22 protein-coding genes are annotated in these 21,180 nt (G+C 39.6%); 1 reads left to right on the top strand and 21 read right to left on the bottom strand.

The window, feature by feature from the left end; genetic code table 11:
* Positions 1-7: 7 nt before the first annotated feature.
* The 19 genes from ACOMA9_RS02680 to ACOMA9_RS02770 all read right to left on the bottom strand — a co-directional run bounded on the left by ACOMA9_RS02680 (position 8) and on the right by ACOMA9_RS02770 (position 17,133).
* On the bottom strand, positions 8-193 hold the full coding sequence (locus tag ACOMA9_RS02680) for a hypothetical protein (protein WP_421424587.1): 186 nt from the start codon (positions 191-193) through the stop codon (positions 8-10).
* On the bottom strand, positions 177-1,529 hold the full coding sequence (dcm, locus tag ACOMA9_RS02685; RefSeq protein ID WP_421424589.1) for a DNA (cytosine-5-)-methyltransferase: 1,353 nt from the start codon (positions 1,527-1,529) through the stop codon (positions 177-179). The genes ACOMA9_RS02680 and dcm overlap by 17 nt, the downstream gene beginning before the upstream one ends.
* 148 nt (positions 1,530-1,677) lie before the next feature.
* Positions 1,678-2,496, bottom strand: coding sequence for a replication initiator protein A (locus tag ACOMA9_RS02690; RefSeq protein ID WP_421424590.1), 819 nt, complete (start codon positions 2,494-2,496; stop codon positions 1,678-1,680).
* Positions 2,493-2,666 (bottom strand): hypothetical protein, encoded by a 174-nt coding sequence (locus tag ACOMA9_RS02695; RefSeq protein WP_172594019.1) that lies wholly within the window; start codon positions 2,664-2,666, stop codon positions 2,493-2,495. Before ACOMA9_RS02695 ends, ACOMA9_RS02690 begins: the two co-directional genes overlap by 4 nt.
* Before the next feature lie 211 nt (positions 2,667-2,877).
* Positions 2,878-4,239 (bottom strand): 23S rRNA (uracil(1939)-C(5))-methyltransferase RlmD, encoded by a 1,362-nt coding sequence (rlmD, locus tag ACOMA9_RS02700; protein ID WP_421424592.1) that lies wholly within the window; start codon positions 4,237-4,239, stop codon positions 2,878-2,880.
* 75 nt (positions 4,240-4,314) lie between these two features.
* The gene (locus tag ACOMA9_RS02705) at positions 4,315-5,652 is read right to left on the bottom strand and encodes an LCP family protein (protein ID WP_330944889.1); all 1,338 of its coding nucleotides are present in this window, start codon (positions 5,650-5,652) and stop codon (positions 4,315-4,317) included.
* Positions 5,653-5,664: 12 nt separating this feature from the next.
* Positions 5,665-6,498 carry a prephenate dehydratase gene (gene pheA / locus ACOMA9_RS02710; RefSeq protein WP_330944890.1) on the bottom strand — a complete coding sequence of 278 codons (834 nt, stop codon included), beginning with the start codon at positions 6,496-6,498 and terminating at the stop codon, positions 5,665-5,667.
* The gene (locus ACOMA9_RS02715) at positions 6,495-6,971 is read right to left on the bottom strand and encodes a shikimate kinase (protein WP_151380406.1); all 477 of its coding nucleotides are present in this window, start codon (positions 6,969-6,971) and stop codon (positions 6,495-6,497) included. The genes pheA and ACOMA9_RS02715 overlap by 4 nt, the downstream gene beginning before the upstream one ends.
* The gene (gene aroA / locus ACOMA9_RS02720) at positions 6,964-8,247 is read right to left on the bottom strand and encodes a 3-phosphoshikimate 1-carboxyvinyltransferase (protein WP_330944891.1); all 1,284 of its coding nucleotides are present in this window, start codon (positions 8,245-8,247) and stop codon (positions 6,964-6,966) included. The genes ACOMA9_RS02715 and aroA overlap by 8 nt, the downstream gene beginning before the upstream one ends.
* A gap of 118 nt (positions 8,248-8,365) precedes the next feature.
* Positions 8,366-9,280: an L-lactate dehydrogenase gene (locus tag ACOMA9_RS02725; RefSeq protein WP_330944892.1), complete on the bottom strand. Its 915-nt coding sequence runs from the start codon at positions 9,278-9,280 to the stop codon at positions 8,366-8,368.
* A gap of 213 nt (positions 9,281-9,493) precedes the next feature.
* Positions 9,494-9,832, bottom strand: coding sequence for a YlbF/YmcA family competence regulator (locus tag ACOMA9_RS02730; protein WP_421424596.1), 339 nt, complete (start codon positions 9,830-9,832; stop codon positions 9,494-9,496).
* Positions 9,833-9,843: 11 nt separating this feature from the next.
* A complete protein-coding gene (locus tag ACOMA9_RS02735) occupies positions 9,844-10,950 on the bottom strand; it encodes a prephenate dehydrogenase (RefSeq protein WP_330944893.1) in 1,107 nt (368 codons plus the stop codon).
* Between the two features lie 10 nt (positions 10,951-10,960).
* Entirely contained in the window at positions 10,961-11,341 is a 381-nt protein-coding gene (locus tag ACOMA9_RS02740) for a DUF1634 domain-containing protein (RefSeq protein ID WP_106082680.1), read from the bottom strand.
* Positions 11,338-12,174 (bottom strand): sulfite exporter TauE/SafE family protein, encoded by an 837-nt coding sequence (locus tag ACOMA9_RS02745; RefSeq protein WP_003042980.1) that lies wholly within the window; start codon positions 12,172-12,174, stop codon positions 11,338-11,340. Before ACOMA9_RS02745 ends, ACOMA9_RS02740 begins: the two co-directional genes overlap by 4 nt.
* Positions 12,174-13,340 (bottom strand): chorismate synthase, encoded by a 1,167-nt coding sequence (gene aroC / locus ACOMA9_RS02750; RefSeq protein WP_330944894.1) that lies wholly within the window; start codon positions 13,338-13,340, stop codon positions 12,174-12,176. Before aroC ends, ACOMA9_RS02745 begins: the two co-directional genes overlap by 1 nt.
* Positions 13,341-13,373: 33 nt before the next feature.
* Positions 13,374-14,441: a 3-dehydroquinate synthase gene (gene aroB / locus ACOMA9_RS02755; RefSeq protein ID WP_330944895.1), complete on the bottom strand. Its 1,068-nt coding sequence runs from the start codon at positions 14,439-14,441 to the stop codon at positions 13,374-13,376.
* A 10-nt stretch (positions 14,442-14,451) separates the two neighbouring features.
* Positions 14,452-15,306, bottom strand: coding sequence for a shikimate dehydrogenase (locus ACOMA9_RS02760; protein ID WP_330944896.1), 855 nt, complete (start codon positions 15,304-15,306; stop codon positions 14,452-14,454).
* A complete protein-coding gene (gene aroD / locus ACOMA9_RS02765; protein WP_021001863.1) occupies positions 15,296-15,973 on the bottom strand; it encodes a type I 3-dehydroquinate dehydratase in 678 nt (225 codons plus the stop codon). Before aroD ends, ACOMA9_RS02760 begins: the two co-directional genes overlap by 11 nt.
* Positions 15,970-17,133 carry a class I SAM-dependent rRNA methyltransferase gene (locus tag ACOMA9_RS02770; protein WP_330944897.1) on the bottom strand — a complete coding sequence of 388 codons (1,164 nt, stop codon included), beginning with the start codon at positions 17,131-17,133 and terminating at the stop codon, positions 15,970-15,972. Before ACOMA9_RS02770 ends, aroD begins: the two co-directional genes overlap by 4 nt.
* Positions 17,134-17,381: 248 nt before the next feature.
* On the opposite strand from ACOMA9_RS02770, the gene ACOMA9_RS02775 reads away from it, so the two are divergent.
* Complete coding sequence (locus tag ACOMA9_RS02775) at positions 17,382-19,550, top strand: LTA synthase family protein (protein ID WP_374958520.1); 2,169 nt, start codon at positions 17,382-17,384, stop codon at positions 19,548-19,550.
* A 58-nt stretch (positions 19,551-19,608) separates the two neighbouring features.
* Here the strand turns inward: ACOMA9_RS02775 and ACOMA9_RS02780 are convergent, their stop codons facing one another.
* Together ACOMA9_RS02780 and deoD are read right to left on the bottom strand one after the other, a co-directional pair.
* On the bottom strand, positions 19,609-20,364 hold the full coding sequence (locus ACOMA9_RS02780; protein ID WP_421424599.1) for a hypothetical protein: 756 nt from the start codon (positions 20,362-20,364) through the stop codon (positions 19,609-19,611).
* Positions 20,361-21,074 (bottom strand): purine-nucleoside phosphorylase, encoded by a 714-nt coding sequence (gene deoD, locus ACOMA9_RS02785; protein WP_421424601.1) that lies wholly within the window; start codon positions 21,072-21,074, stop codon positions 20,361-20,363. The genes ACOMA9_RS02780 and deoD overlap by 4 nt, the downstream gene beginning before the upstream one ends.
* Positions 21,075-21,180 lie beyond the last annotated feature (106 nt).

The raw sequence follows: 21,180 nt of genomic DNA on the forward strand, positions 1-21,180 counted from the left end.
CTCCCTCCTATACGGATAAACCCTTCTGCAATTCTTGAGTCAGTGGTGTGAAAACTTTACTCCTATCAATCGGAGACTTGCCTTCGCCGAAATATTCAATCGTAATCAGACTTGTCATCTCCACTTCAGCTTGATGGATGGCTTCATCCAGTTCTGTACATTCCCTAATACTTTTATTATGTAACAACTTCATGTTCTTCTTCCTCAATCTTTCTAAATGCTCCAGCGATGGCTTCGATGACTGTCACGGTCACACTATTGCCTGCTTGTTTATACAGCTGGCTTTTACTGGAGACGCTTTCCGCTCTTTCATAGGCCCAGTCAGGAAAACCCTGAAGTCTAAAACACTCTCTGGGAGTCAGCCGTCTGATTCTTAAACGATAGAGTTTCCCATCAATGACAATCCCTGTCACCTCATACCACTTGTCCTTGCGATATTCAAGAGCTGCCACGACTACCCCCATATTGTCAGAAGTGGTTATCGTATTAGATACCCCTTTACCGACTCGTCCCCTTCGTTTTGTGGACTCTGGATAAGCAAGGTTGACAGAATCCCCTATTGTCGCCTTGGCATAACCTAGTTTAGTAGCTTCTTTGATTTTTAAATGCGGAGCTTCTTCACGACAAAGAATCTTAGGAACTTTATCGCCTCCCTGCATGGTGGTAAGTGTTGGGGATACCCCTGAAATATCATAGACGCGTCCAGTTTGAACAAAAGATGTTGGTAAGGTTCCTGCGACAACGACACCATGCCTATCTTGAGCAGTTAGGGTAAACATAGGGGCTTGATTCTCCTTAAAGCGTCTGCCATGTTGGCGTTTCTTCAGCCTATCAGGGGTTAAAACTGGTATAGCAAGTTTAGCTCCTTCCCCTTTTCCTCTGGTTAGAGTTGGGGATAATCCGTGACTCAAGTAAACCTCTCCACTCATGCCTTTTCCTGATGGATTAACATTGCCTAATCGTTCAAGACCAGTTGAGCTACTTTCTCTTCGGAGAGGAAGTAAGAATCGGGGACGGTATCTTCTAGAATGTCCGATAATAAAGACCCTTTCTCTGTTTTGGGAGACTTGGAAGTCCTTACTGTTAAGCACCTGCCATTCGACATCATACCCCAGCTCATCCAATGTAGTGAGGATTGTTCGAAATGTCTCTCCCTTGTCGTGATTGAGTAAACCCTTGACGTTTTCCAAGAATAAAAAACGTGGTTGGATCTGTTTGGTCGCTCGAGCAATTTCGAAGAACAAAGTACCTCTAGTATCCTCAAATCCCAATCGTCGGCCTGCGAGTGAAAATGCCTGGCAAGGGAATCCCCCACAGATGATGTCCACTTGTCCTCTAAGTTGTCTAAAGTCTTGGTCTGTGACTTGTCTAATGTCATAAAATTCTATCTCTCCTTCGGTCTCATACATGGCCTTGTAAGATTTTCTCGCAAACTTATCAATCTCACAAAAGCCAACACACTCATGGCCCTGACGGGTTAACCCCAGTCGAAAGCCTCCAATTCCAGCAAACAAATCTAAAAATTTCATTTTTCCTCTCTTTCAAAATAAAAAGAGCCTTACTATTTGTAAAACTCTTACTTAAATATGGTCATCCATCTCTGGTGCACGGATGATTTCAATCAATAAAATAATAAGGGAGATGAGATAGACTCCACCTAGTATCCACCAAATCATCTTAATCACCTCCCTTCGCTTCTTGTCGCCTTAGTTGCTTGGTCCATTCAGACAGCACACCATTAAACACGTATTCCGCAATCGCTTCTGCCGACCGAGCAAATCTCATATGTTCCAAAGCGTACTGATAACGGTCACTAAAATAAATCATGGCGTAATCACTAGCTGACTGAGATAAGCCTGCTTGTCTCAACTGGTCATGAACCAAGCCCCAAATATAATCTCGATCGTACTTGGTCACTGAGTCAACTTTTGGAGAAAAGGTATCTTCTTGTTTTTCAACTACAACTTGTCTCTCCTCCTCGTCCTCAAAAAGGAAATCACTCTTTTCAGTTTCACTATATTCAGTCTCACTTCTTTCAGTCTCACTAGGGGCTGAATTTAAAACCGGCCCCGGCTGATTTGGAGACCCCCCTAGTGTTTTTTGAACACTACCCCCGTCTGAATTTAAGACTGGGGTGGTGTCATGTTCTAACTCCCCTAAATAAATCTTATTAGCCAAACGCCCTTTTTCACTGGAAGACTGTTGGACTTCATCAATCAGTCCAAATTCTCTCAATGTCTTTTTAATCGTCAGCAATTTAGACTTGGAACAACCAAGGAGTGCCATTAGTTTGGAGTTAGAGTAAATCAAATAAATAGCCCCATCCTCATCAATCCATCCCTTACTCAGAGATAATTCCAATCGATCTTTTAAGACTGCATAAGCCACTTTAACCTCTAGTTTCATCTCCTTATAGCGGGCACTCTCAAACAAAAGTTTTGGGAGCTTATAGTAACGCTCTGACGTTTGATAGTGATTTGCGGTAATACGTTTCATGATTGTCCCTCCAACAATAAAAGTCCAACATTCCCCAGTTCATCAAATTGAATCAACTCTGCCTTCTCCATTTCATCAACTAAATGTGTTGCTTCATCAACATCAATTCCCATGATAGCCATAAAATGACACATCACAGCATACCGTGATGACTTTTCTTCTTTTTCCATAATTTTCCTCCTGAAAATAAAAAAAGCGAGAACACTTATAAAATGTTCTCGCTGAACCAATATATTTTACGACGTATCTATTTTTTGTCTACGCAGTCGACATCCAAACAGACGTTCACATCAATATACTTTTTTTGTACCTTTTTTATGTCAAAATCATTCTTTTCAATAAAGACAAAATGCTTGAAGAAGTGCTTAAAATAAAGGATTTTCACTCTTTGCTTCGTTGTAGCAACACTACGCACTCCACGTGATGTGTCATTGGAAACAAATCCACGGGCTGAACTTTTGTGAGTTTATAGCCTAGTTCTTGATAGAGCTTGATGTCACGTGCCATGGTGGCGGCATTGCAGGAAATATAGACGATTTTCTTTGGATTCATACTGACGCTTGATTTGATAAAACTTTCAGTCAAGCCTTTACGTGGTGGGTCGACCATGATGATACTAGGTTTTATACCTTGGTTCAGCCATTTTTTGATAGCATTTTCTGCTGAATCACAAATATAATGGGCATTGCTAATACCGTTTAGCTCAGCATTCTTTTTGCTATTTTCAACTGCTTGGGGGATGACCTCCACGCCATAGACTTCTTTGACATGTTTCGCAACTGACAATCCAATGGTGCCAATCCCCGAATAGGCATCCACTACAATATCTTCTGTATTCAACTCAGCGAAATCAATCGCCGTTTGATACAGCTTCTCTGCCATCTCTGTATTGACTTGGTAAAATGCTGGAGCAGCAATTTGAAAGTCATTATCCAGCATGCGGTCAGTAATATAATCTTGTCCATACAGTACACGAAATTCCTTCCCCAAAATCGCATTACCTGGCTGGTTGTTAATATTTTGCATGACAGACTTAATAGCCGAAAATTGCGCGACTAATCGCTCAATTAACTGATTTATACGGAAAATTTTGGGACGAGTTGTCACTAAAATAACCATGATTTCACCAGAGTAATGTCCACGACGAACCACAATATTACGAATCAGACCAGATTGCTCTTTCTCATCGTAAGGTTTCAGGTCAAAACGACGCAGCAAATCCCGCACTGCCAAAACGACTTGGTCAATAACTGGATCCTGAATATAAAAATCCTCAATTGGCATTAAATCGTGCGAATTTTTTCGGAAAAATCCCGTTTCTAGCTGTCCATTGACACGTCGAACAGGAACCTGCGCTTTGTTTCGATAATGTAGTGGGTGCTCCATACCTAATGTCGGAGCTACTTCAATATCTGAAATCCCAGCAATCTTGTAAAGACTATCTCTAACTTTCTTGGTTTTAAATTTCAATTGCTCACTATATTTTAGATGCCCAAGGTCAGCAATACCTGTCCTCAGATAAGCCACATCAACATCTTCGTTTCGATAAGGGGATTTCGTCAGATAGGCTTCTACCTTGCCAAAACCAATTTTTTTATTGACTTTCAGTATGCGCATACGGATACGTTCCGTAGGCAGAGCATTCTCTACAAAGAAAACCAGCCCCTCTGCCTTAGCTACTCCTGCACCGTCATGGCTCAAATCCACAATTTCAACTTCTATCACATCATTCTTTTTTAACATATATTTCTCTTTCTATCAGCTCTGCCATTTCCCAAAAAAAGAAAGCGACAGAATCATCACTTTCTATTCTATCATTTATCTGAGTCCAAGTTGTGCCAATTTTTCTTTATAGGCTTCAAAATCAACTAACAGTCCTTGACCGCCATACATATCATAAGCATCTATCCAATCTCCATTTTCAGGAATGGTCACCTTTTCAACACCATTACGAGCATTGGTAAGAGAAGACAAGCCGTGCGTTAGTAAAAAACTATACGGAACGTTGGTCGAAGTTAAAGCAAATACTTTGCCAAGCGCTTCAGAGCCTGTAAAGAGCTTCGTTGGGTCTTTTACTTGCTGAATAATCGCGCTCATCACCTCTTGTTGGCGACGTGTTCGGCCGAAATCTCCTTCATCATCTTTACGGAAACGCGCATAATTCAAAAGCGTGCGACCGTCCATTCGCTGTTTGCCAACCTTAATCGTCTGCTCTGGAACCACGCCGTCTTTCATATTGAGGTCGTCCGGCACCTGTACTTCACTCACTTTTTCACCATTGATAGTTGAAAAATTCGCATTCATTTCAACACCATTTGGGAAAAGGGTATCGATAGCTGTCGCAAAGGTCGAAAAGTCAACCAACGCATAATACTTAATGTCAATATCAAAATTGTCTTTCAGCACTTGACGTACTAATTCAGCGCCTTGATTGTTATTTTGCTCTCCAATGGCATATGCTACATTTAACTTTTGATCATAACCAGAACCTTGGCTGACTTCATCAATATGCACGAGCGTATCTCTCATGAAACTGACGAGTTTCATTTTTTTATTTTTTCCACCAACATTTAAGACCATGATCGAATCTGTCCGCGTTTCAGAAGAAGATTGACCAATTCGTCCATCTGTACCCAAAATAAGTATATTCACACCGTCTTTTGTGTCCTTGCCGTGAAAGACTTCCGTTTGAGCGGCCTTTGCGTTTGGATTACTTTTAGAGGTATTTAGCCCCTTTATAAACATAAAAAGCATCCCCCCGACAATTAGAATCAAACATGCAGCCAACCAACCTAAAATCCGCTTCACACGTATTTTTCTATGCCGTTTTTCCTTTTTAGGCTTGGGTATATTTTCTACAACACTTTCAGCCGCATTAGTTGGTATGTGCTCTGATTTAGCTCGTTTATTACGGCGACTTCTCTCTGGATATTGAGGGAGTCCCTGCTCGGTGTAACCAAAATTCTCAGGTACTTGTTGGTCAGAAAAGGTCCCTCTCGATTCACGAGCTGATTCTACTCTTTGGTCTCCTTCTTGCTTTCTCAGAATATATTGATATTCTTTTTTTTCGCGTTCATTTAAATAATGGATATTTTTGTAAAGATAGTCCAGTCTCAACTGCTCATGGTGGCTGAGATTATCTGATTTTTTACCCATGATTGCTCCAATCTACTGTTCTGAAATAGTATAAACGGTATAATTTCCTAAAATTTTATAAGTAATGCCAATCGCTTCTAACTCTTTCATCGCAAATGACACTAAATCCTCTTTTTCATTATTGATGTCCACAATGAAAAAATATTCTCCCAAAGCGGTCTTCAACGGGCGACTTTCAATCTTTGTCAAGTCAATTCCCCGCCAAGCAAAAGTTGCAAGAGCTTTGTATAAAGCACCGGGCAAATTGTCTGGCAAAGTCAAAGCAAGCGTTATTTTCTTTTCCTTAGGATATAATGACAAAGTCGGAATCGACTGTCCCAGCAACCAAAAACGGGTGAAATTCTCAGCCATTTCTTGAATATTCTCTGCAATAATCTGCAGACCGTATTCACTAGCTGCACTCCTTGGCGCAATGGCTGCATAATTTTCTTCTGGATGCTGAGCCACAAAACGAGCCGCATAAGCTGTGCTAGCTGTTATTTCGATTTTAGCTTGTGGATAATGCTGGCGAACATATTTTTTCCCCTGCGCAATTGCCTGCGGATGAGAAAAGATTTTTTCTACTGGCTTATCAGCTGCCGTTGCCAATAATTGTTGTTTGATTGGCTGGACGATTTCTGCCACAGCATGAATGGCTGCCTGATGAAAAAGGTAGTCCAATGTTTCATGAACGCTTCCTTCAATTGAATTTTCAACTGGCACTACAGAATAATCCACTTCTCCTGTCTCGTAGGCTTTGACAACTTCTGTGATATTTTCAAAAGCCACTAACGTATCTGCTGGAAATGCTTCTTGTGCCACATGATGAGAAAAAGACCCTTTCGGACCTAAAAATCCAATTTTCATTGCAACACCTCCACGATTTGTTTTGGTGTCAAAGTAGTCACATCAATAACTTTTGTAGCCACTTCTTCATACCAAGCCTGACGTTGATCGAAAAGATTTTTCAAATCAGCTTTGCTATTGTTCAAATAAAGTGGGCGCTGGTGTTCTTGATCCTCTTCAAGACGCTGATAAAGTGTCTCAAAATCTGTTTTTAAATAAATATTTTCAGCGTTCTGCTTTAACAACTCGCGATTTTGAGCATTGCTGATGATGCCACCACCAGTTGAGATGACTTGTTCTGACTGTAGCAATTCTTTTAATAATTCACTTTCTTTTTGTCGAAAAGCTACTTCGCCATACTGCTCAAAATATTCTTTAATCGGTATTTCCAGTCTCTCTGACAAAAGCTCATCCATGTCGATAAAATTTTCATCTAGCAAGCTAGCAATCGTTGACTTTCCAGCCCCCATGAAACCAATCAAAATCTTAGCCATGAAGTAAGTCCTCCAAATCAGCAAAGAAATTTGGATAGCTCGTATTGATAGCTTCGGCGCGCTCCAACTCGACTTGACCGTCGTTTACCAAAAGAGCTGCAATAGCCGTCATCATGCCAATTCGGTGGTCGCCAAATGTATGAACTTTAGCACCGTGAAGAGACGTTTTCCCTTTGATAATCATGCCGTCTTCTGTCGGAGTAATATCAGCCCCCATGCTATTTAGTGCATCTGCCACAACTTGGATACGGTCTGTTTCTTTTACTTTTAGTTCCTCTGCATCACGAATCACCGTTTGCCCCTTAGCTTGCGTGGCAAGAAGTGCAATGATTGGCAATTCATCAATTAAACGTGGGATAATTTCTCCGCCAATTTCTGTGCCAACTAATTCAGACGTCTCTATCGTTATGGTAGCGGACTTAGCAACTCTGTCTATATTGGACAAGTTTATATTTCCACCCATAGCATTGACAACATCCAAAATGCCAGTCCGTGTTTCATTGATACCAACATTTTCCAAAATAATCTTAGAATTGGGAATGATAAGTCCTGCTACTATCCAGAAAGCCGCACTAGAAATATCTCCTGGCACCAGCACATTCTGTCCAGTAAACTCTTGTCCGCCTTGAACGCGGATTTCCTTTCCATTGACAGAAATCTGACCGCCAAATTGTTTAATCATATCTTCTGTATGATTGCGGGTCATTTCTTTTTCCACAATGACAGACTCGCCCTGAGCTTGTAAAGCCGCAAATATCAAAGCAGATTTAACCTGAGCAGACGCTACAGGCAAGGTGTAATGAATGGGCTGTAAGTTCTTATTCCCATGAATGGTGAGCGGCGGCAAATCACGATTGGTTCGTCCAGCGATTTGCACCCCCATTTGACGAAGAGGAACCGTTATGCGATCCATAGGACGTTTAGATAAACTATCATCGCCAAACATTTCCACCGCAAAATCTTGCCCAGCTAATACACCTGAAATCAAGCGAATGGAGGTTCCAGAATTTCCCATATTCAGTTTGTTTGTCGGCGCTTGAAGACCAGCAAAACCCACTCCATTAATCGTTACTACATTGCCGTCATCTTCAATTTGAACACCTAAATCACGAAAAACTTGCATGGTGGATAAGACGTCTTCACCACGCAAAATATCGTGAACCGTTGTCACTCCCTTGGCCAAACTACCAAACATAATCGATCGATGACTAATAGACTTATCACCTGGCACACGAATGCACCCAGCTAACCCCTTTGCATTTGTACGTAACTGCATAGAAAACCTCATACCTGATTCTTTTTACATATTGTACCATAAAAAGAGGAGGGAAACAAAAGAGAGCGGGGAAAAGGCTTCATTTCGTTGAATTCAACTTTTCCTCACCCTCTTAAAATTATAAACTTTCTGCAAATTTTTGCTTGATGAATTGTGCAGAATACGCTAATTTTTCTTCCTCTTTTTCCGTTAAACTAAGTTTGACTTGCTCAAGAATTCCCTCACGTCCTACAATCGCTGGATAACTCAGGTAGGTGTCTAATGTCTGATAATAATTTGATACTGGCAATTCTTCATGCGAATCCGATACAAGGGCTACTGCTAAACGGATAGCTGCGCTCGCAATACCATAAGATGTGTATTTTTTGCCATAAAAGACGGTATGCCCTCCTTTAAGGGCTTCTAGAGCAATTTCATCCAACTCCTCGACCGAAGCAAATATAGAAATCGGTTGCCCTTTTATCCGTACTTGGCTCCAAGCTGTAAATTGAGAATTCCCATGTTCTCCAAGATTGTAGCCATAAACGCTTCGAGGATCGACACCAAAGCGAACACCAACTGCACGTTTCATACGAGCTGTGTCCAGTAGCGTTCCCGTTCCAATAACACGCTCTTTAGGCAGACCAGTATAGTGTTGATAAAGACTAGTAATGACATCTACTGGATTACTAATAACAATGATAATCCCTGTAAATCCAACTTTTTTCAATTGTCCAGCGACAAAAGGAACTTCCTTGGATGTAAAGGGTAATTCAGCAAATCGATCGGCGTTGGGGTTATCTTGTAATTTGATATTGCCCAGTGCCGACACCACCACATCCGCGTCTGCCAATGCCTGATAATCATTAACAATAATATTTGCGTGATGATTCAAATTGGCTGCGGCATCCTGAAAGTCAAGTGCATCTGCTTTGACTTTTGCTTCATTTTTATCAATCAACACATAATCATCAAAGGCTCCTTGCGCAATCAGACCATGCGCGACTGCGGCACCAACATTTCCCATACCAATAATCGCAATTTTACGTGACATAAAGCACCTCCATAAAATACACCGTTCAGCTTCACCATTAAACTGAAAATCTGTCTAGTTGATACATTTCATTATACTCAGAAATTAGTAAAAAACAAGTATTTAGTGGAAATATTCAGAAAATTCTCGCTAATTTGTTGAATCCTTTCTTCTCCTATGGATTTCATGCACATAAAAAGCTGGGCTAATTTTGCACCAGCTTGAATCATAACCTTATTTCAACAGTTCTTGAACTGGATCAAAAATGATGCGTTCAATATCAGACAAGTAAATAGATAATTGTTGTTGTTTATTGAAAAATTCAGTCAGGGCAGGATTGCCTTGAATCTTATCCCCAAACGACTTCATCTTGTCTTGCACTTCTTGCGTTGGCATTTGACCTGATTGCGCCATAGCTTGCAGTTCTTGTTGGAAAGCTAGATAGTCCTTTAAAAGGTTCTTTGCTTCACTATCAGCATCTACTGCTTTTTTGCTTTCGACAACGGCTTTGTACTCAGGAAGGTCACGTAGAGTACGGCTTAATTCATTCGCTAAATCATAAATATTTGACATAGTTTTCCTCCTTAGTCTAAAAAGACTTGATAGTGTGTCTTTTCTCTTATTATTTTAGCAGATTTTTCCAAATCTTCGCGATTTTTAAAGGTAATTTGCAAAATTCCGTTAATATCTTCGCGATTTTCTTCGTTAATGTGAATATTGACAATGGATGTTCCCCTTAGAAGTTCCAACACTCCTAAAACAGCATCTTCTTCATCGGGAACATTGATGAAAATGTCATAAAAGCTATCCACACCTGCTCGTTTATGAATTTCCATAGCTTTTCGCACTTGGCGACCATGCTGAAAGAAATTCCAAATCACATCTTCATTTTTATTCTGAATAGCAAGTGAAATAGTATCCAATCGCTTCTTAAAATCTTCAATCCTCTCTAAAATGGCATCTGGATTTGTCAATAAAATCGAAGTCCACATGCTCGGTTCACTTTCTGCAATCCGTGTCATATCACGAAATCCCCCAGCAGCGAAATACTGCGTCATTTCGTGCTGTTGAATATAGGCAGCGGCTTGATCCATAAGACTAGAAGCGAGAATATGCGGAAAATGACTAATCTGGCTGGTGACCCGGTCATGCTCTTTGGCATCAATCTCGATAAAGCGAGCATGCAGACCAGATAAGAGATTCTTCATTTCTGCTATCGTGCCTTCTTTCGTCAAATGAGACGGAGTAAAAATATAATAGGCGTTTTCAAAGAGATTTATATCTGCTGCACTAGCACCTGACTTATGACTACCAGCCATCGGATGAGCACCTACAAATCGAATATTTTTTTCCTTTAGAGATTCTTCAGCGGCAGTTACAATTTCAGCTTTGGTAGAACCTGCATCTGAGATAATCACATCTTTTTTCAAATCTAGAGTTGCTAATTGCCTGATAAACTCAATGGTTTGCTTGATAGGGACAGCAAGAATAATCACATCTGCCAGAGGAGCAAATTCAGCAAACTGGTCGGTCACTTGATCTACCATGCCTTTTTCAAGGGCAATTTTTCGAGATTCTTTTCCACGATTGTAACCTAATATAGTATAGTCTGGATGATCACGTCGAATTCCAAGCGCGATTGATGAACCAATCAAACCAAGACCCGCAATATAAATAACTTTCTTTACCATGCTTAACTCCTTACTTTGGCTCAACAATGAATCCCAAAATAATTGATACTAAAATAATAACCATAACAATCGCTGTGAAAATCGTATACATTTTATCTTTTGTTTTGACAAAAATGATAAAAGTTGAAATCACTCGAAAAATCGGTGTCAAAATAAGCATAAAAGCCCCTAGTAACATAAACGTCACTGCATCAAAAATGGAATGGCTCTTCACATAGGCAACTGGATTAAACTGTTCCAAATTCTTTAAAGAAATGACCTGCTGACCACTAAAAAGGTAAAGAACCAAGCCAATAAACATAAAAAGAATGGAGAGAAAAATCCCTATGCGAAGAATTTTTCCCATGACCAAATCTAGCCGCTCTTTTTCTTCTTGCATTTTATCTGTCATTGCATACCTCGTATAAACATCTGCACACCCAAAGCTAATAAAGCGACTAGAAAAATCCAGCGCAATACTTTTACAGGCACATAAGGCATGATGCGGCTTCCGATGAAAGAACCTGCTAAAACACCTAAGGCGATTGGCGTAACCAATACCGGATTGATTTGCCCTACAAAAAGATAAAAGATAGCTGAAGCCGTTCCTGTCACTCCCATCATAAAGTTAGAAGTCGCTGAACTAGCTTTTAAGGGCATTTTCATAACAGTATCCATGGCCAATACTTTGAAAGCACCCGCACCAATTCCTAAAAGCGCCGACATAACACCAGCAAAAAACATGACAACAGAGCCACCAGGGACATTGGTCACTTGGTACTTGATTGTTTGATTGAGACCTTTGTCAAAATATTCACCACCGAGATTTAATTTCTCTGCGATAGCATCATTGTGACTCACACTCTGATTGTCCTTTTTGTCATGAATCTTCTGGTACATATTAAATGCTTGAAAGAGCATGAGAGCGCCATAAAGTAAGAAAAGGACTTGTGAATCTGTTATTACTGATAACATAGCGCCTACAAAAGCTCCTAAAGTTGTGAAAATTTCCAAAAACATGGCAATGCGCAGATTGAGCATGTCATCTTTGAGATAGGCAATCGCAGAACCTGAACTAGTTGCTAAAACCGCAATAATAGAAGCTCCGACTGCATACTTGATGTCCACCCCAAATAAAAGAGTCAGCACAGGCGTAATAACAATTCCACCTCCAAGTCCTAGCAAAGCTCCCAGAATTCCTGCAAAAATTCCGACCAAAGTCATTGTAAAAATATAGGTGAGCATTAAAATCCTTTCACATAATTGAGGTATTGTTGAACGGCTTCTTTTAATTCTTCCAGATTATCCGAAGAGAATTTCTCCAAAACCTCAGTTGCAAGCACTGTTGCAACAACAGCTTCCATAACAACACCAGCAGCTGGAAGAGCTGTCGGATCGCTTCGCTCCACCGTTGCCTTATAAGGCTCATGTGTCTCAATATCAACGCTCATAAGTGGCTTGTAGAGAGTTGGAATCGGCTTCATCACTCCGCGCACTACAATAGGTTCTCCGTTGGTCATACCGCCCTCGAAACCGCCTAAATTGTTAGTGCGACGAGTAAATCCATCCTCTTTAGACCAGATTATTTCATCCATCACTTGACTGCCTTTAAGCCGCCCTGCTTCAAAACCAACTCCAAATTCCACACCTTTAAATGCATTGATAGAAACCACTCCTTGAGCAATTTTAGCATCTAGTTTTCTATCCCATTGAACATAGGAACCAAGCCCGACTGGCACACCACCGACAATGGTTTCAACAATTCCACCAATCGTGTCGCCATCTTTCTTTATCTGATCAATATAGGCTTTGATTTCTTCTTCTTGCTCTGAATTGACAATCGAAACTTCTGACCGACGAGCGCGTTTCTTGATTTCAGAAATGGTCAGATTTTCAGGTATCTCAATGTCAATGCCACCGAAAGTCACGACATGACTAGCCACCTCAACTCCGATTTCTTCTAAGAGACGCTTAGCAACTGCTCCCACCGCCACCCGCATGGTAGTTTCACGCGCAGAAGAGCGCTCCAATGAATTACGCAGATCATCAAAACGATATTTCATACCTCCGACCAAATCTGCATGACCCGGACGAGGTTTAGTAATCTTGCGCAGCTCTTTTTTCTTGTCCTCCACATCTGCTACATTCATGATGTCCAACCATTTTTGATGATCTAGATTGGTCACATTGAGTGTAATCGGTCCCCCCATGGTTCGCCCATGCCGAACACCAGAAGTAATTTCCACTTTGTCACTCTCTATTTTCATACGAGCTCCACGACCATATCCGCCCTGACGGCGTTTCAACTCTGCATTGATATAGTCAGCTGTCAAAGGAAGCCCAGCTGGCACTCCTTCAATGATAGCTGTCAAACGCGGTCCATGTGACTCCCCAGCAGTTAAATATCTCATTTAATTACCTCATCTGTTGTTGCTATTTAGCACTTACTTTTCTAAATAATCTTTCATCTCTTCTAAAGGAATCTGATGAATGGCAGTCCCGCCTAATTCTGGAACAATGACTAATTTGATTGTCTTTCCACGAGCTTTCTTATCATGAAGTAAGGCATGATAGAGCTCTTCTTGTCGCCAAGGTTGATAATCGGTCGGAAGACCAAACTTACAGCACATTTTTTCAATATCTGTGGTAATTCCTTTAGGCATCAGCCCCTTTTTTTCTGCTACACGCGCTACCTGAACCATTCCAATAGCCACAGCTTCTCCGTGCATGACTTTGCCATAACCAGCAGTTGCCTCCACTGCATGACCAATAGTATGTCCAAAATTTAGATAAAGGCGCACACCATTGTCAAGCTCGTCTTCCACTACTAGCTTTCGTTTGACATTACAAGAATGATAGATGATACTTTCTGCGTGCTCCAAAATGGATTCTGGACTACCATCCATGTCAGACAGTTCCTGCCATAGCTCCACGTCCTCAATCAAACCATACTTGATGACCTCTCCCATGCCTTCAATCAATTCACGTTGTCCTAAAGTTTTTAAAACATCTGGGTCAATCAGAACTCCGTCCGGCTGAGTAAAAGTACCCACCATGTTCTTAGCCCACGGCGTATTGACTCCTGTTTTCCCACCAATCGAAGAATCTACCTGAGCCGTCAAACTCGTCGGTATCTGTACAAAATGAATGCCTCGCATATAAGTTGAAGCTGAAAAGCCAGCCAAATCACCGACCACACCGCCACCCAAGGCAACAATACCATCACTGCGGGTCATCCCTACTTTAGCGAGAAATTCATAAACTTTATTGACCGTTGTTAAATTTTTACTAGCTTCCCCTTCCAGAAAATCAAATACAAACACTTCAAAGCCAGCAACTTCTAAGCTGCGTTTAACTGTTTCAGCATACAGACTTGCCACATGATTATCTGTGATGACAACGACCTTTTGAGCTGACCATAAACTTGCCAACCATTCTCCAGCTTTAGCTAAAGTCCCTTTTTCAATGACAATATCGTAAGGATGATTGGGGATATTCACATTTAATTTCATAGGCAACTCCTTATTTGTACTTTTTTTCCAATGTCTGCCAAATTTCTTTCGTTGGCATTTCTTTTCCTGTCCACAATTTGAATGCTTCTGCTGCTTGATACAGCAACATTCCCAAGCCATTCACTACTTCAACTTCTTGTCCCTTTGCCCATTTTAAAAATGGGGTTTCAAACGGCTGGTAAATCACATCTACCACAAGAAGTGAATGTGGTAAACGAATACTGCTTGGTATCGGTAAAGCCTTACCGTCCATGCCTAAACTGGTCCCATTGACCAATAAAGCGGAAACATTAATTTTTTCTTGCAATAATTCTTGATTTTCTAATGGTAATACCCAAATCTTCGTTGCAGTCTTCTGCTGAATTTCCTTCATTTTCTGTGAAACGCGTTCAAAAGAGGACTGGCGCGTAAACACAAAAATCTCCTCAGCACCATCTAGAGCTGCCTGCACAATAATCGCTGTCGCAGCTCCACCAGCTCCAAGCATGACCATTTTTTTGCCTTTAATGACAAAAGAAGGCAAGCTCATAAAAAATCCCTTGCCATCTGTGTTATAACCAATCAATTTTCCATTTTGATTCACGACAGTATTCACCGCTCCAATCATCTGCGCAGCAGGTGTCACTTCATCTAAAAAAGGAATCACAGCCTGTTTATAAGGCATGGACAAATTGATTCCAAACATATTATAGCGGCGAATGTTTTCAACAGTTGCTTTCAAGTCATCCTGTGAGATTTCCCAAGCCACATAAACACCATTAACACCCGTTTGCTCAAATGCTGCATTATGGATAAAAGGAGAAATACTGTGCTTGATTGGATTGGCGACAACTGCCGCTAAACGAGTATAGCCGTCAATTTTCATTCAAAATCTCCTGAATTTGTTTCATACTGGCAAGAGAAATTTGACCTGGTGCACTGGATTCATCCAAGCTTGCAAACGACCAGCTTGAGCCTGTCAAATCTGCTGTTATTCGTGAAATTTTTCCAATTTGTCCCATAGAAATCGTCACAAAATCTTGATTGGGATTTAAAGTTTTAAAACCACGCGTATAGTTCATCAAGTCCAATACATCTTGCTCGCTGCGCGCCATAACAGAAATTTTCACTACTTTTGGAGTCAGGCTTGTCAATTCAGATAAAATTTCCATCATATTTTCAGGCGTTTCTTCAAAATTGTGATAGCTCAAAACAAGATTTGGAAAATCCAACATTTCCTCAAATCTATTTTTGTGAGAAAAATATTCAAAATCAATATAATCCGGCTGATAAATCGTTGAAATTTCCTTGATAGTAGAAATATATTCATCATCCGTCAATTCAATATTTCCACCTTCGTCAATTGTTCTCAAAGTGAAAATCAATTCACGACCAGCAAATTTTTCAAAAATAGCAGGTGCAACAGTCAAAACCTCATCTTTTGCTAAAAAATCAGCACGCCATTCAATAATGTCCGCGTCATCATAACGCGAGCTATCAATATTCTGCGCTTCCTCTAAATTTTTCGGCATCACTGATACGACTAATTTCATTTGTTCACCTTAATGGTAAATACCTTGAGGTAATTACTTCTTTCATCTTTTTTATTATAAGTAAAATCTGCTGGTAAACCGTATTCTTTCAGATAACGGTGCTTCATTCCTGCAAAACCTTTTTCAATTTCTTTTTTAAACTTAGTACGTGAAACATTCGCAGCATTTGTACTAGCAATGATAATCCCTTGGGGATTTAAAATTTCTAAAGACTGAGCAATTAACTTATGATAATCCTTCGCCACTGAAAAAGTTTGTTTTTTATTTCTTGCAAAACTCGGCGGGTCTAAAACAATCACATCATAGGTCAGACCATGTCGCTTTGCATATTTAAAGTAGTCAAACACATCCATCACAAAAAATGTATGGTTGCTTAAGTCAAGATTATTCTCTCTAAAATGCGCTTCAGATAACTCACGACTTCGTTTTGCCAAATCAACGGAGGTTGTCTGACTGGCTCCTCCCATCGCTGCCGCAACCGAAAAAGCTGCCGTGTAGGAAAACATATTTAACAGCGACTTACCAGCTGCTAGACCGTCTACCAAGCTACCACGCACCTCATGCTGATCAAGGAAAATTCCTGTCATCAATCCATCATTTAGAAATACTTTATAACGAACGCCATTTTCCAAAATTGGGAAAAATGCTGGCGCTTCTTGCCCGTATAAATGAGTAGATTCAACATTCAAACCCTTGAAACGAATTTTCTCATACGCTCCTGTAACTTCTGGAAAAACCTGCTGAAATGCTTGAACAATAGTATCTTTAATCTCGTAAACAAAGAGATTATACCAAGAAAAAACAGCATATTCTTGATACAAATCTATTGTCAACCCACCAAAACCATCTCCTTCTTGATTAAAAAGGCGGTAAGCTGTTGTCTCTTTTGATTGTTGATAAACTTGTCGCTTTTCTTTCGCACACCGAAATAACTGACAGAAAAACGAGACATCAAAAACTACTTTCTTATGTGAGATAAACCAGCCGATACCCTTGTTTTGCGCTGATAAGTATGCGATGCCTACAAAATTTCCTTTTGCATTTACCAATTCTACAACTTGATGATGAAAAGAAAGTGAAGGAAAATCTTGTTTTTCTAAAACAAATCGTCCTTTTTTTATGTTTTCTTCAGTATAAGAAGGAATCGTAAGCTGTTTCATAAGCTCTATTATATCAAATGTTATGAATTTTCTCAAAAAAATGTACTACTTATTACAAAATGATTGCAAAAAATATGTTCATACGTAAAAATTCTATTTATTCTCAATGGATAAAAATCCTTTCTCTATTTTTTATCTAGCAAAAGAAAATGCAACATTTTAAATTACCAACTTAAATCAAAAATATGTTATACTTAGTAGTGAAAATTTTAGGAAATAAGACAAGGAAGTATATATTTGTGAAAACTATGACTAGGAAGATACTCAACTTCGTGAGTACAAGACTAGGTTTTGTCTTGACCTTGCTGGCCCTTTATTGGCTGAAAACCATGTGGGCTTATTCTGTTGACTTTAATCTTGATATTCAGGGTGCCTATCAAGTCTTTCTCGCGATTTTCAATCCCCTTCCATTGGGATTACTGTTGATTGGACTAGCACTTTATATTAAGCGCACCAAAGTTTTCTATATTCTAGCAGTTGCGCTTTACATTTTATTATTTGTCTGGCTCATTTCAAACTCTATCTATTATCGCGAGTTTAGTGATTTTGTTACTGTCAATACCATGCTCGCTTCAAGTAGCGTCTCAGCTGGTCTAGGAGAGGCTGCGCTCGAATTATTCCGACCTGGAGATTTTATTTACATCATTGATTTTCCAATCTTAGGTTTTCTTTTTTATAAAAAATGGATCCGTTTAGACGATCGGCCATTCAACAAGCGAGCTAGCTTTGCAATTACTGCTCTGTCCAGTATGCTTTTTTCAGCCAATCTCTTTTTAGCAGAAGTTGACCGTCCAGAGTTATTGACACGCGGCTTCTCTAATTATTATGTTGTCCGCGCTTTAGGCTTGCCAGCTTTTCTTGGCTATAGTGCTAATCAGACATATAGCGCCAACAAAGAACGCTCCAAAGCAAGTGCTGAAGATTTGAAACCAGTTGAAGAATACGTCAAGTCACACTATGCCGAGCCAAATAAAGAGTATTACGGAATTGCTAAAGGTAGAAATGTCATCTATCTTCATTTAGAAAGTTTCCAACAATTCCTGATTGATTATAAATTAAAGTCTGAGGGCAAAGAATACGAAGTAACTCCATTCCTCAATTCTCTTTATCATTCAAACTCAACGTTTGCTTTTTCTAATATCTTTAATCAAGTAAAAGCTGGAAAAACATCTGATGCAGAAACGATGTTAGAAACTGGTTTGTTCGGTCTCAATCAGGGCTCCTTTATGGTAAACTATGGTGGAACAAACACGCAGCAAGCTGCTCCGTACATTTTCTCAAAAAATGGTTATAATTCTAGTGCCGTTTTCCACGGAAATGCTGGTAGTTTCTGGAATCGAAATACCACCTACAAACAATGGGGATATAACTATTTCTTCGATTCTTCTTACTTTTCTAAGCAAGACAAAACGAATTCATTCCAATATGGTCTGAATGATAAGATTATGTTCAAAGATTCTATTAAATATCTTGAACATTTACAACAACCATTTTATGCAAAATACATCACCGTTTCTAATCACTATCCTTATACAACTAGCTTGATTGGAGACGAGATTGGTTTTCCACTTGCTTCAACCAAGGATGAAACAATCAATGGTTATTTTGCAACGGCCAATTATCTAGATTCTGCCGTTAAATCATTCTTTGACTACTTAAAAGCGTCTGGTCTTTATGAGAATTCAATCATCGTTCTTTATGGTGACCACTACGGTATCTCTAATTCACGGAATCCTTCGCTGGCGCCATTACTAGGCAAAAATTCTGAAACTTGGTCTAGCTATGACAATGCTATGCTCCAAAGAGTTCCTTATATGGTTGTTATTCCTGGCATGACAAAAGGAAAAGTCGTTAATACCTATGGCGGACAAGTTGACCTCTTGCCTACTTTAGAACATTTGCTCGGTATTGATTCTAAACAATACCTACAAGTCGGACAAGATTTACTCTCTCCAAAACATCAACAAACCGTTGCCTTTCGTTCATCAAACTATTTTGTAACTCCTAAGTATACTAGCTACAGTGGACGTACTTACTACACAGAAACAGGAGAAGAAATTACCAATCCAGATGAAACAACTAAGGCAGAATTGGAAAAAATCCGCAATACAACCAATGAGCAGTTGAAAATGAGTGACCTGATTCAAACCGGAGACTTGCTTCGCTTCTATACTGGAAATGATTTAGGGAAAGTGAATCCTAAGGACTATTCTTATACCAACTCACTTAAATCATTATTATCTATTGAAAAGAAAAAAGGTGATGAATCTACAAGCCTTTATAGCAAACGAGGTGGTAATTCAACTGTTGATCTGTTTAATTCCCCAAGCTATCGTGCTCTTCACCCTGAACAATTTGAATCAACAAGTAGCGGTTCCTCCTCATCAACAGAAGAATCCAGCTCTTCTTCTAAATAACCAAAAATCCCATACAAGTAAAATGAACTGTATGGGATTTTATAATGAAACAAAACACTTAATTTAGCAATATTTTGATGACTTGATTAACCCGATCAAAGTAAAACTGCTCTTCGTCATAAGTAATGCCTGTTGCTTGCGCCAACAAAATCAATATTTCCATAAAAAATTGAGAAGAAAAACCTGTAGTGGAATGCAATTCTTCTTCGTCAAAATGTTTAATCAAATGCGCTAATGGGTTCCGAACGGATTTCTCCAACTTTCGCAGTTCTTTGACCATGATTTTAACTTGCTCTGGTAAATCCAACAGTAAAATCAAGCTAGCCAGACTAGAAGAATGAACTGTACTTTCAGCATGGAAAGTACTCAAAATAGGATGATCAGTATTTTTCATCTTTTCAAAATTCCAACGATCGTAACTCGCTTCTCTAGAATTATGAATATAGGATTCAATATCAGGAATTTCTTGCTTAATCAAACGCATAAAAATCCGATAAATCGCCGGACTAACAGCACGAATAAAATCGATCACCTGTTCGTTTTTAAGCTTTGCTTCTAAGTCATATAGGTAGTTTGCTAATTGTTCATCTTCCTCAGAAGCATGACAAAAAAGTTGAAAATCATTTCTAATTTTCAACTGATATTCCATAGCAGGGCGAATATTCAACTCTCTCCGCTCTGCCATGATATACAAAAGTTCAACTAACTTTGAGTCTGCACCATTCAGCCTTTGAGCTAATTTATAAGCATGAGCATAATCATAGCGAGAAATAGCGTAAATTATCTCTTCTTTGACGTCTAAATTTTCAATCATGATTCTGAAATAAGCGTTTCTAAACCGACTTTCATCATATCTGTGAAAGTCGTTTGACGTTCTTCTGCCGTTGTATCTTCGTCTGGATTCACCAAGCTATCTGAAATAGTCATAATGCCAAGAGCTTCGACATTATATTGAGCAGCTAGATAGTAAAGAGCTGCCGCTTCCATTTCCACAGCCAAAACTCCCATTTTACCAAGTTCAATATTTTTTTCACCGTAGTTTGAGTAGAAAACATCTGATGATAAGACACTTCCAACATGCGTTGTCATACCAAAATTCTTGGCAAGGTGATAAGCCTTATCTAAAAGACGAAAACTTGCAATTTGCGGAAAGTCATATTGAGGCCAATCATTACGAATGATATTTGAATTTGTCGCTGCTGCTTGCGCTAATACCAATTCACGTACATGAACGTCTTTATTCAACGAACCAGCCGTTCCTACACGAATTAAACGTTTCACGCCGTAGTTAACAATCAACTCATGTGCATAGATAGAAATAGACGGAATTCCCATTCCAGTTCCCATAACACTAACACGATGCCCCTTATAAGTCCCTGTATAGCCAAACATGTTGCGAACTTCATTGAAGCATATAGCGTCCTCTAAGAAGTTTTCGGCAATGAATTTGGCACGGAGTGGGTCTCCAGGTAGTAAAATTTTATCGGCAATTTCGCCTTGTTTTGCTGCAATATGGATTGACATAAGTAAGATACCAAGCCCGTCAAAAACCAAACTGAAAAGTACAAGCGCTAAAAAACTTTTCTTAGGAGCTTATTCATCTCAGAAAGGATTGCGTGTGGGTTTTATT

This window comes from Streptococcus atopicus (genome assembly GCF_049166725.1).
Taxonomy (GTDB): Bacteria; Bacillota; Bacilli; order Lactobacillales; family Streptococcaceae; genus Streptococcus; species Streptococcus hominis.

Coding starts and splice junctions, on each gene's coding strand:
- ACOMA9_RS02680 (WP_421424587.1), bottom strand. CDS start 193: ATGAAGTTGTTACATAATAAAAGTATTAGGGAATGTACAGAACTGGAT.
- dcm (WP_421424589.1), bottom strand. CDS start 1,529: ATGAAATTTTTAGATTTGTTTGCTGGAATTGGAGGCTTTCGACTGGGG.
- ACOMA9_RS02690 (WP_421424590.1), bottom strand. CDS start 2,496: ATGAAACGTATTACCGCAAATCACTATCAAACGTCAGAGCGTTACTAT.
- ACOMA9_RS02695 (WP_172594019.1), bottom strand. CDS start 2,666: ATGGAAAAAGAAGAAAAGTCATCACGGTATGCTGTGATGTGTCATTTT.
- rlmD (WP_421424592.1), bottom strand. CDS start 4,239: ATGTTAAAAAAGAATGATGTGATAGAAGTTGAAATTGTGGATTTGAGC.
- ACOMA9_RS02705 (WP_330944889.1), bottom strand. CDS start 5,652: ATGGGTAAAAAATCAGATAATCTCAGCCACCATGAGCAGTTGAGACTG.
- pheA (WP_330944890.1), bottom strand. CDS start 6,498: ATGAAAATTGGATTTTTAGGTCCGAAAGGGTCTTTTTCTCATCATGTG.
- ACOMA9_RS02715 (WP_151380406.1), bottom strand. CDS start 6,971: ATGGCTAAGATTTTGATTGGTTTCATGGGGGCTGGAAAGTCAACGATT.
- aroA (WP_330944891.1), bottom strand. CDS start 8,247: ATGCAGTTACGTACAAATGCAAAGGGGTTAGCTGGGTGCATTCGTGTG.
- ACOMA9_RS02725 (WP_330944892.1), bottom strand. CDS start 9,280: ATGTCACGTAAAATTGCGATTATTGGTATGGGAAATGTTGGTGCCGCA.
- ACOMA9_RS02730 (WP_421424596.1), bottom strand. CDS start 9,832: ATGTCAAATATTTATGATTTAGCGAATGAATTAAGCCGTACTCTACGT.
- ACOMA9_RS02735 (WP_330944893.1), bottom strand. CDS start 10,950: ATGGTAAAGAAAGTTATTTATATTGCGGGTCTTGGTTTGATTGGTTCA.
- ACOMA9_RS02740 (WP_106082680.1), bottom strand. CDS start 11,341: ATGACAGATAAAATGCAAGAAGAAAAAGAGCGGCTAGATTTGGTCATG.
- ACOMA9_RS02745 (WP_003042980.1), bottom strand. CDS start 12,174: ATGCTCACCTATATTTTTACAATGACTTTGGTCGGAATTTTTGCAGGA.
- aroC (WP_330944894.1), bottom strand. CDS start 13,340: ATGAGATATTTAACTGCTGGGGAGTCACATGGACCGCGTTTGACAGCT.
- aroB (WP_330944895.1), bottom strand. CDS start 14,441: ATGAAATTAAATGTGAATATCCCCAATCATCCTTACGATATTGTCATT.
- ACOMA9_RS02760 (WP_330944896.1), bottom strand. CDS start 15,306: ATGAAAATTGACGGCTATACTCGTTTAGCGGCAGTTGTCGCCAATCCA.
- aroD (WP_021001863.1), bottom strand. CDS start 15,973: ATGAAATTAGTCGTATCAGTGATGCCGAAAAATTTAGAGGAAGCGCAG.
- ACOMA9_RS02770 (WP_330944897.1), bottom strand. CDS start 17,133: ATGAAACAGCTTACGATTCCTTCTTATACTGAAGAAAACATAAAAAAA.
- ACOMA9_RS02775 (WP_374958520.1), top strand. CDS start 17,382: ATGACTAGGAAGATACTCAACTTCGTGAGTACAAGACTAGGTTTTGTC.
- ACOMA9_RS02780 (WP_421424599.1), bottom strand. CDS start 20,364: ATGATTGAAAATTTAGACGTCAAAGAAGAGATAATTTACGCTATTTCT.
- deoD (WP_421424601.1), bottom strand. CDS start 21,074: ATGTCAATCCATATTGCAGCAAAACAAGGCGAAATTGCCGATAAAATT.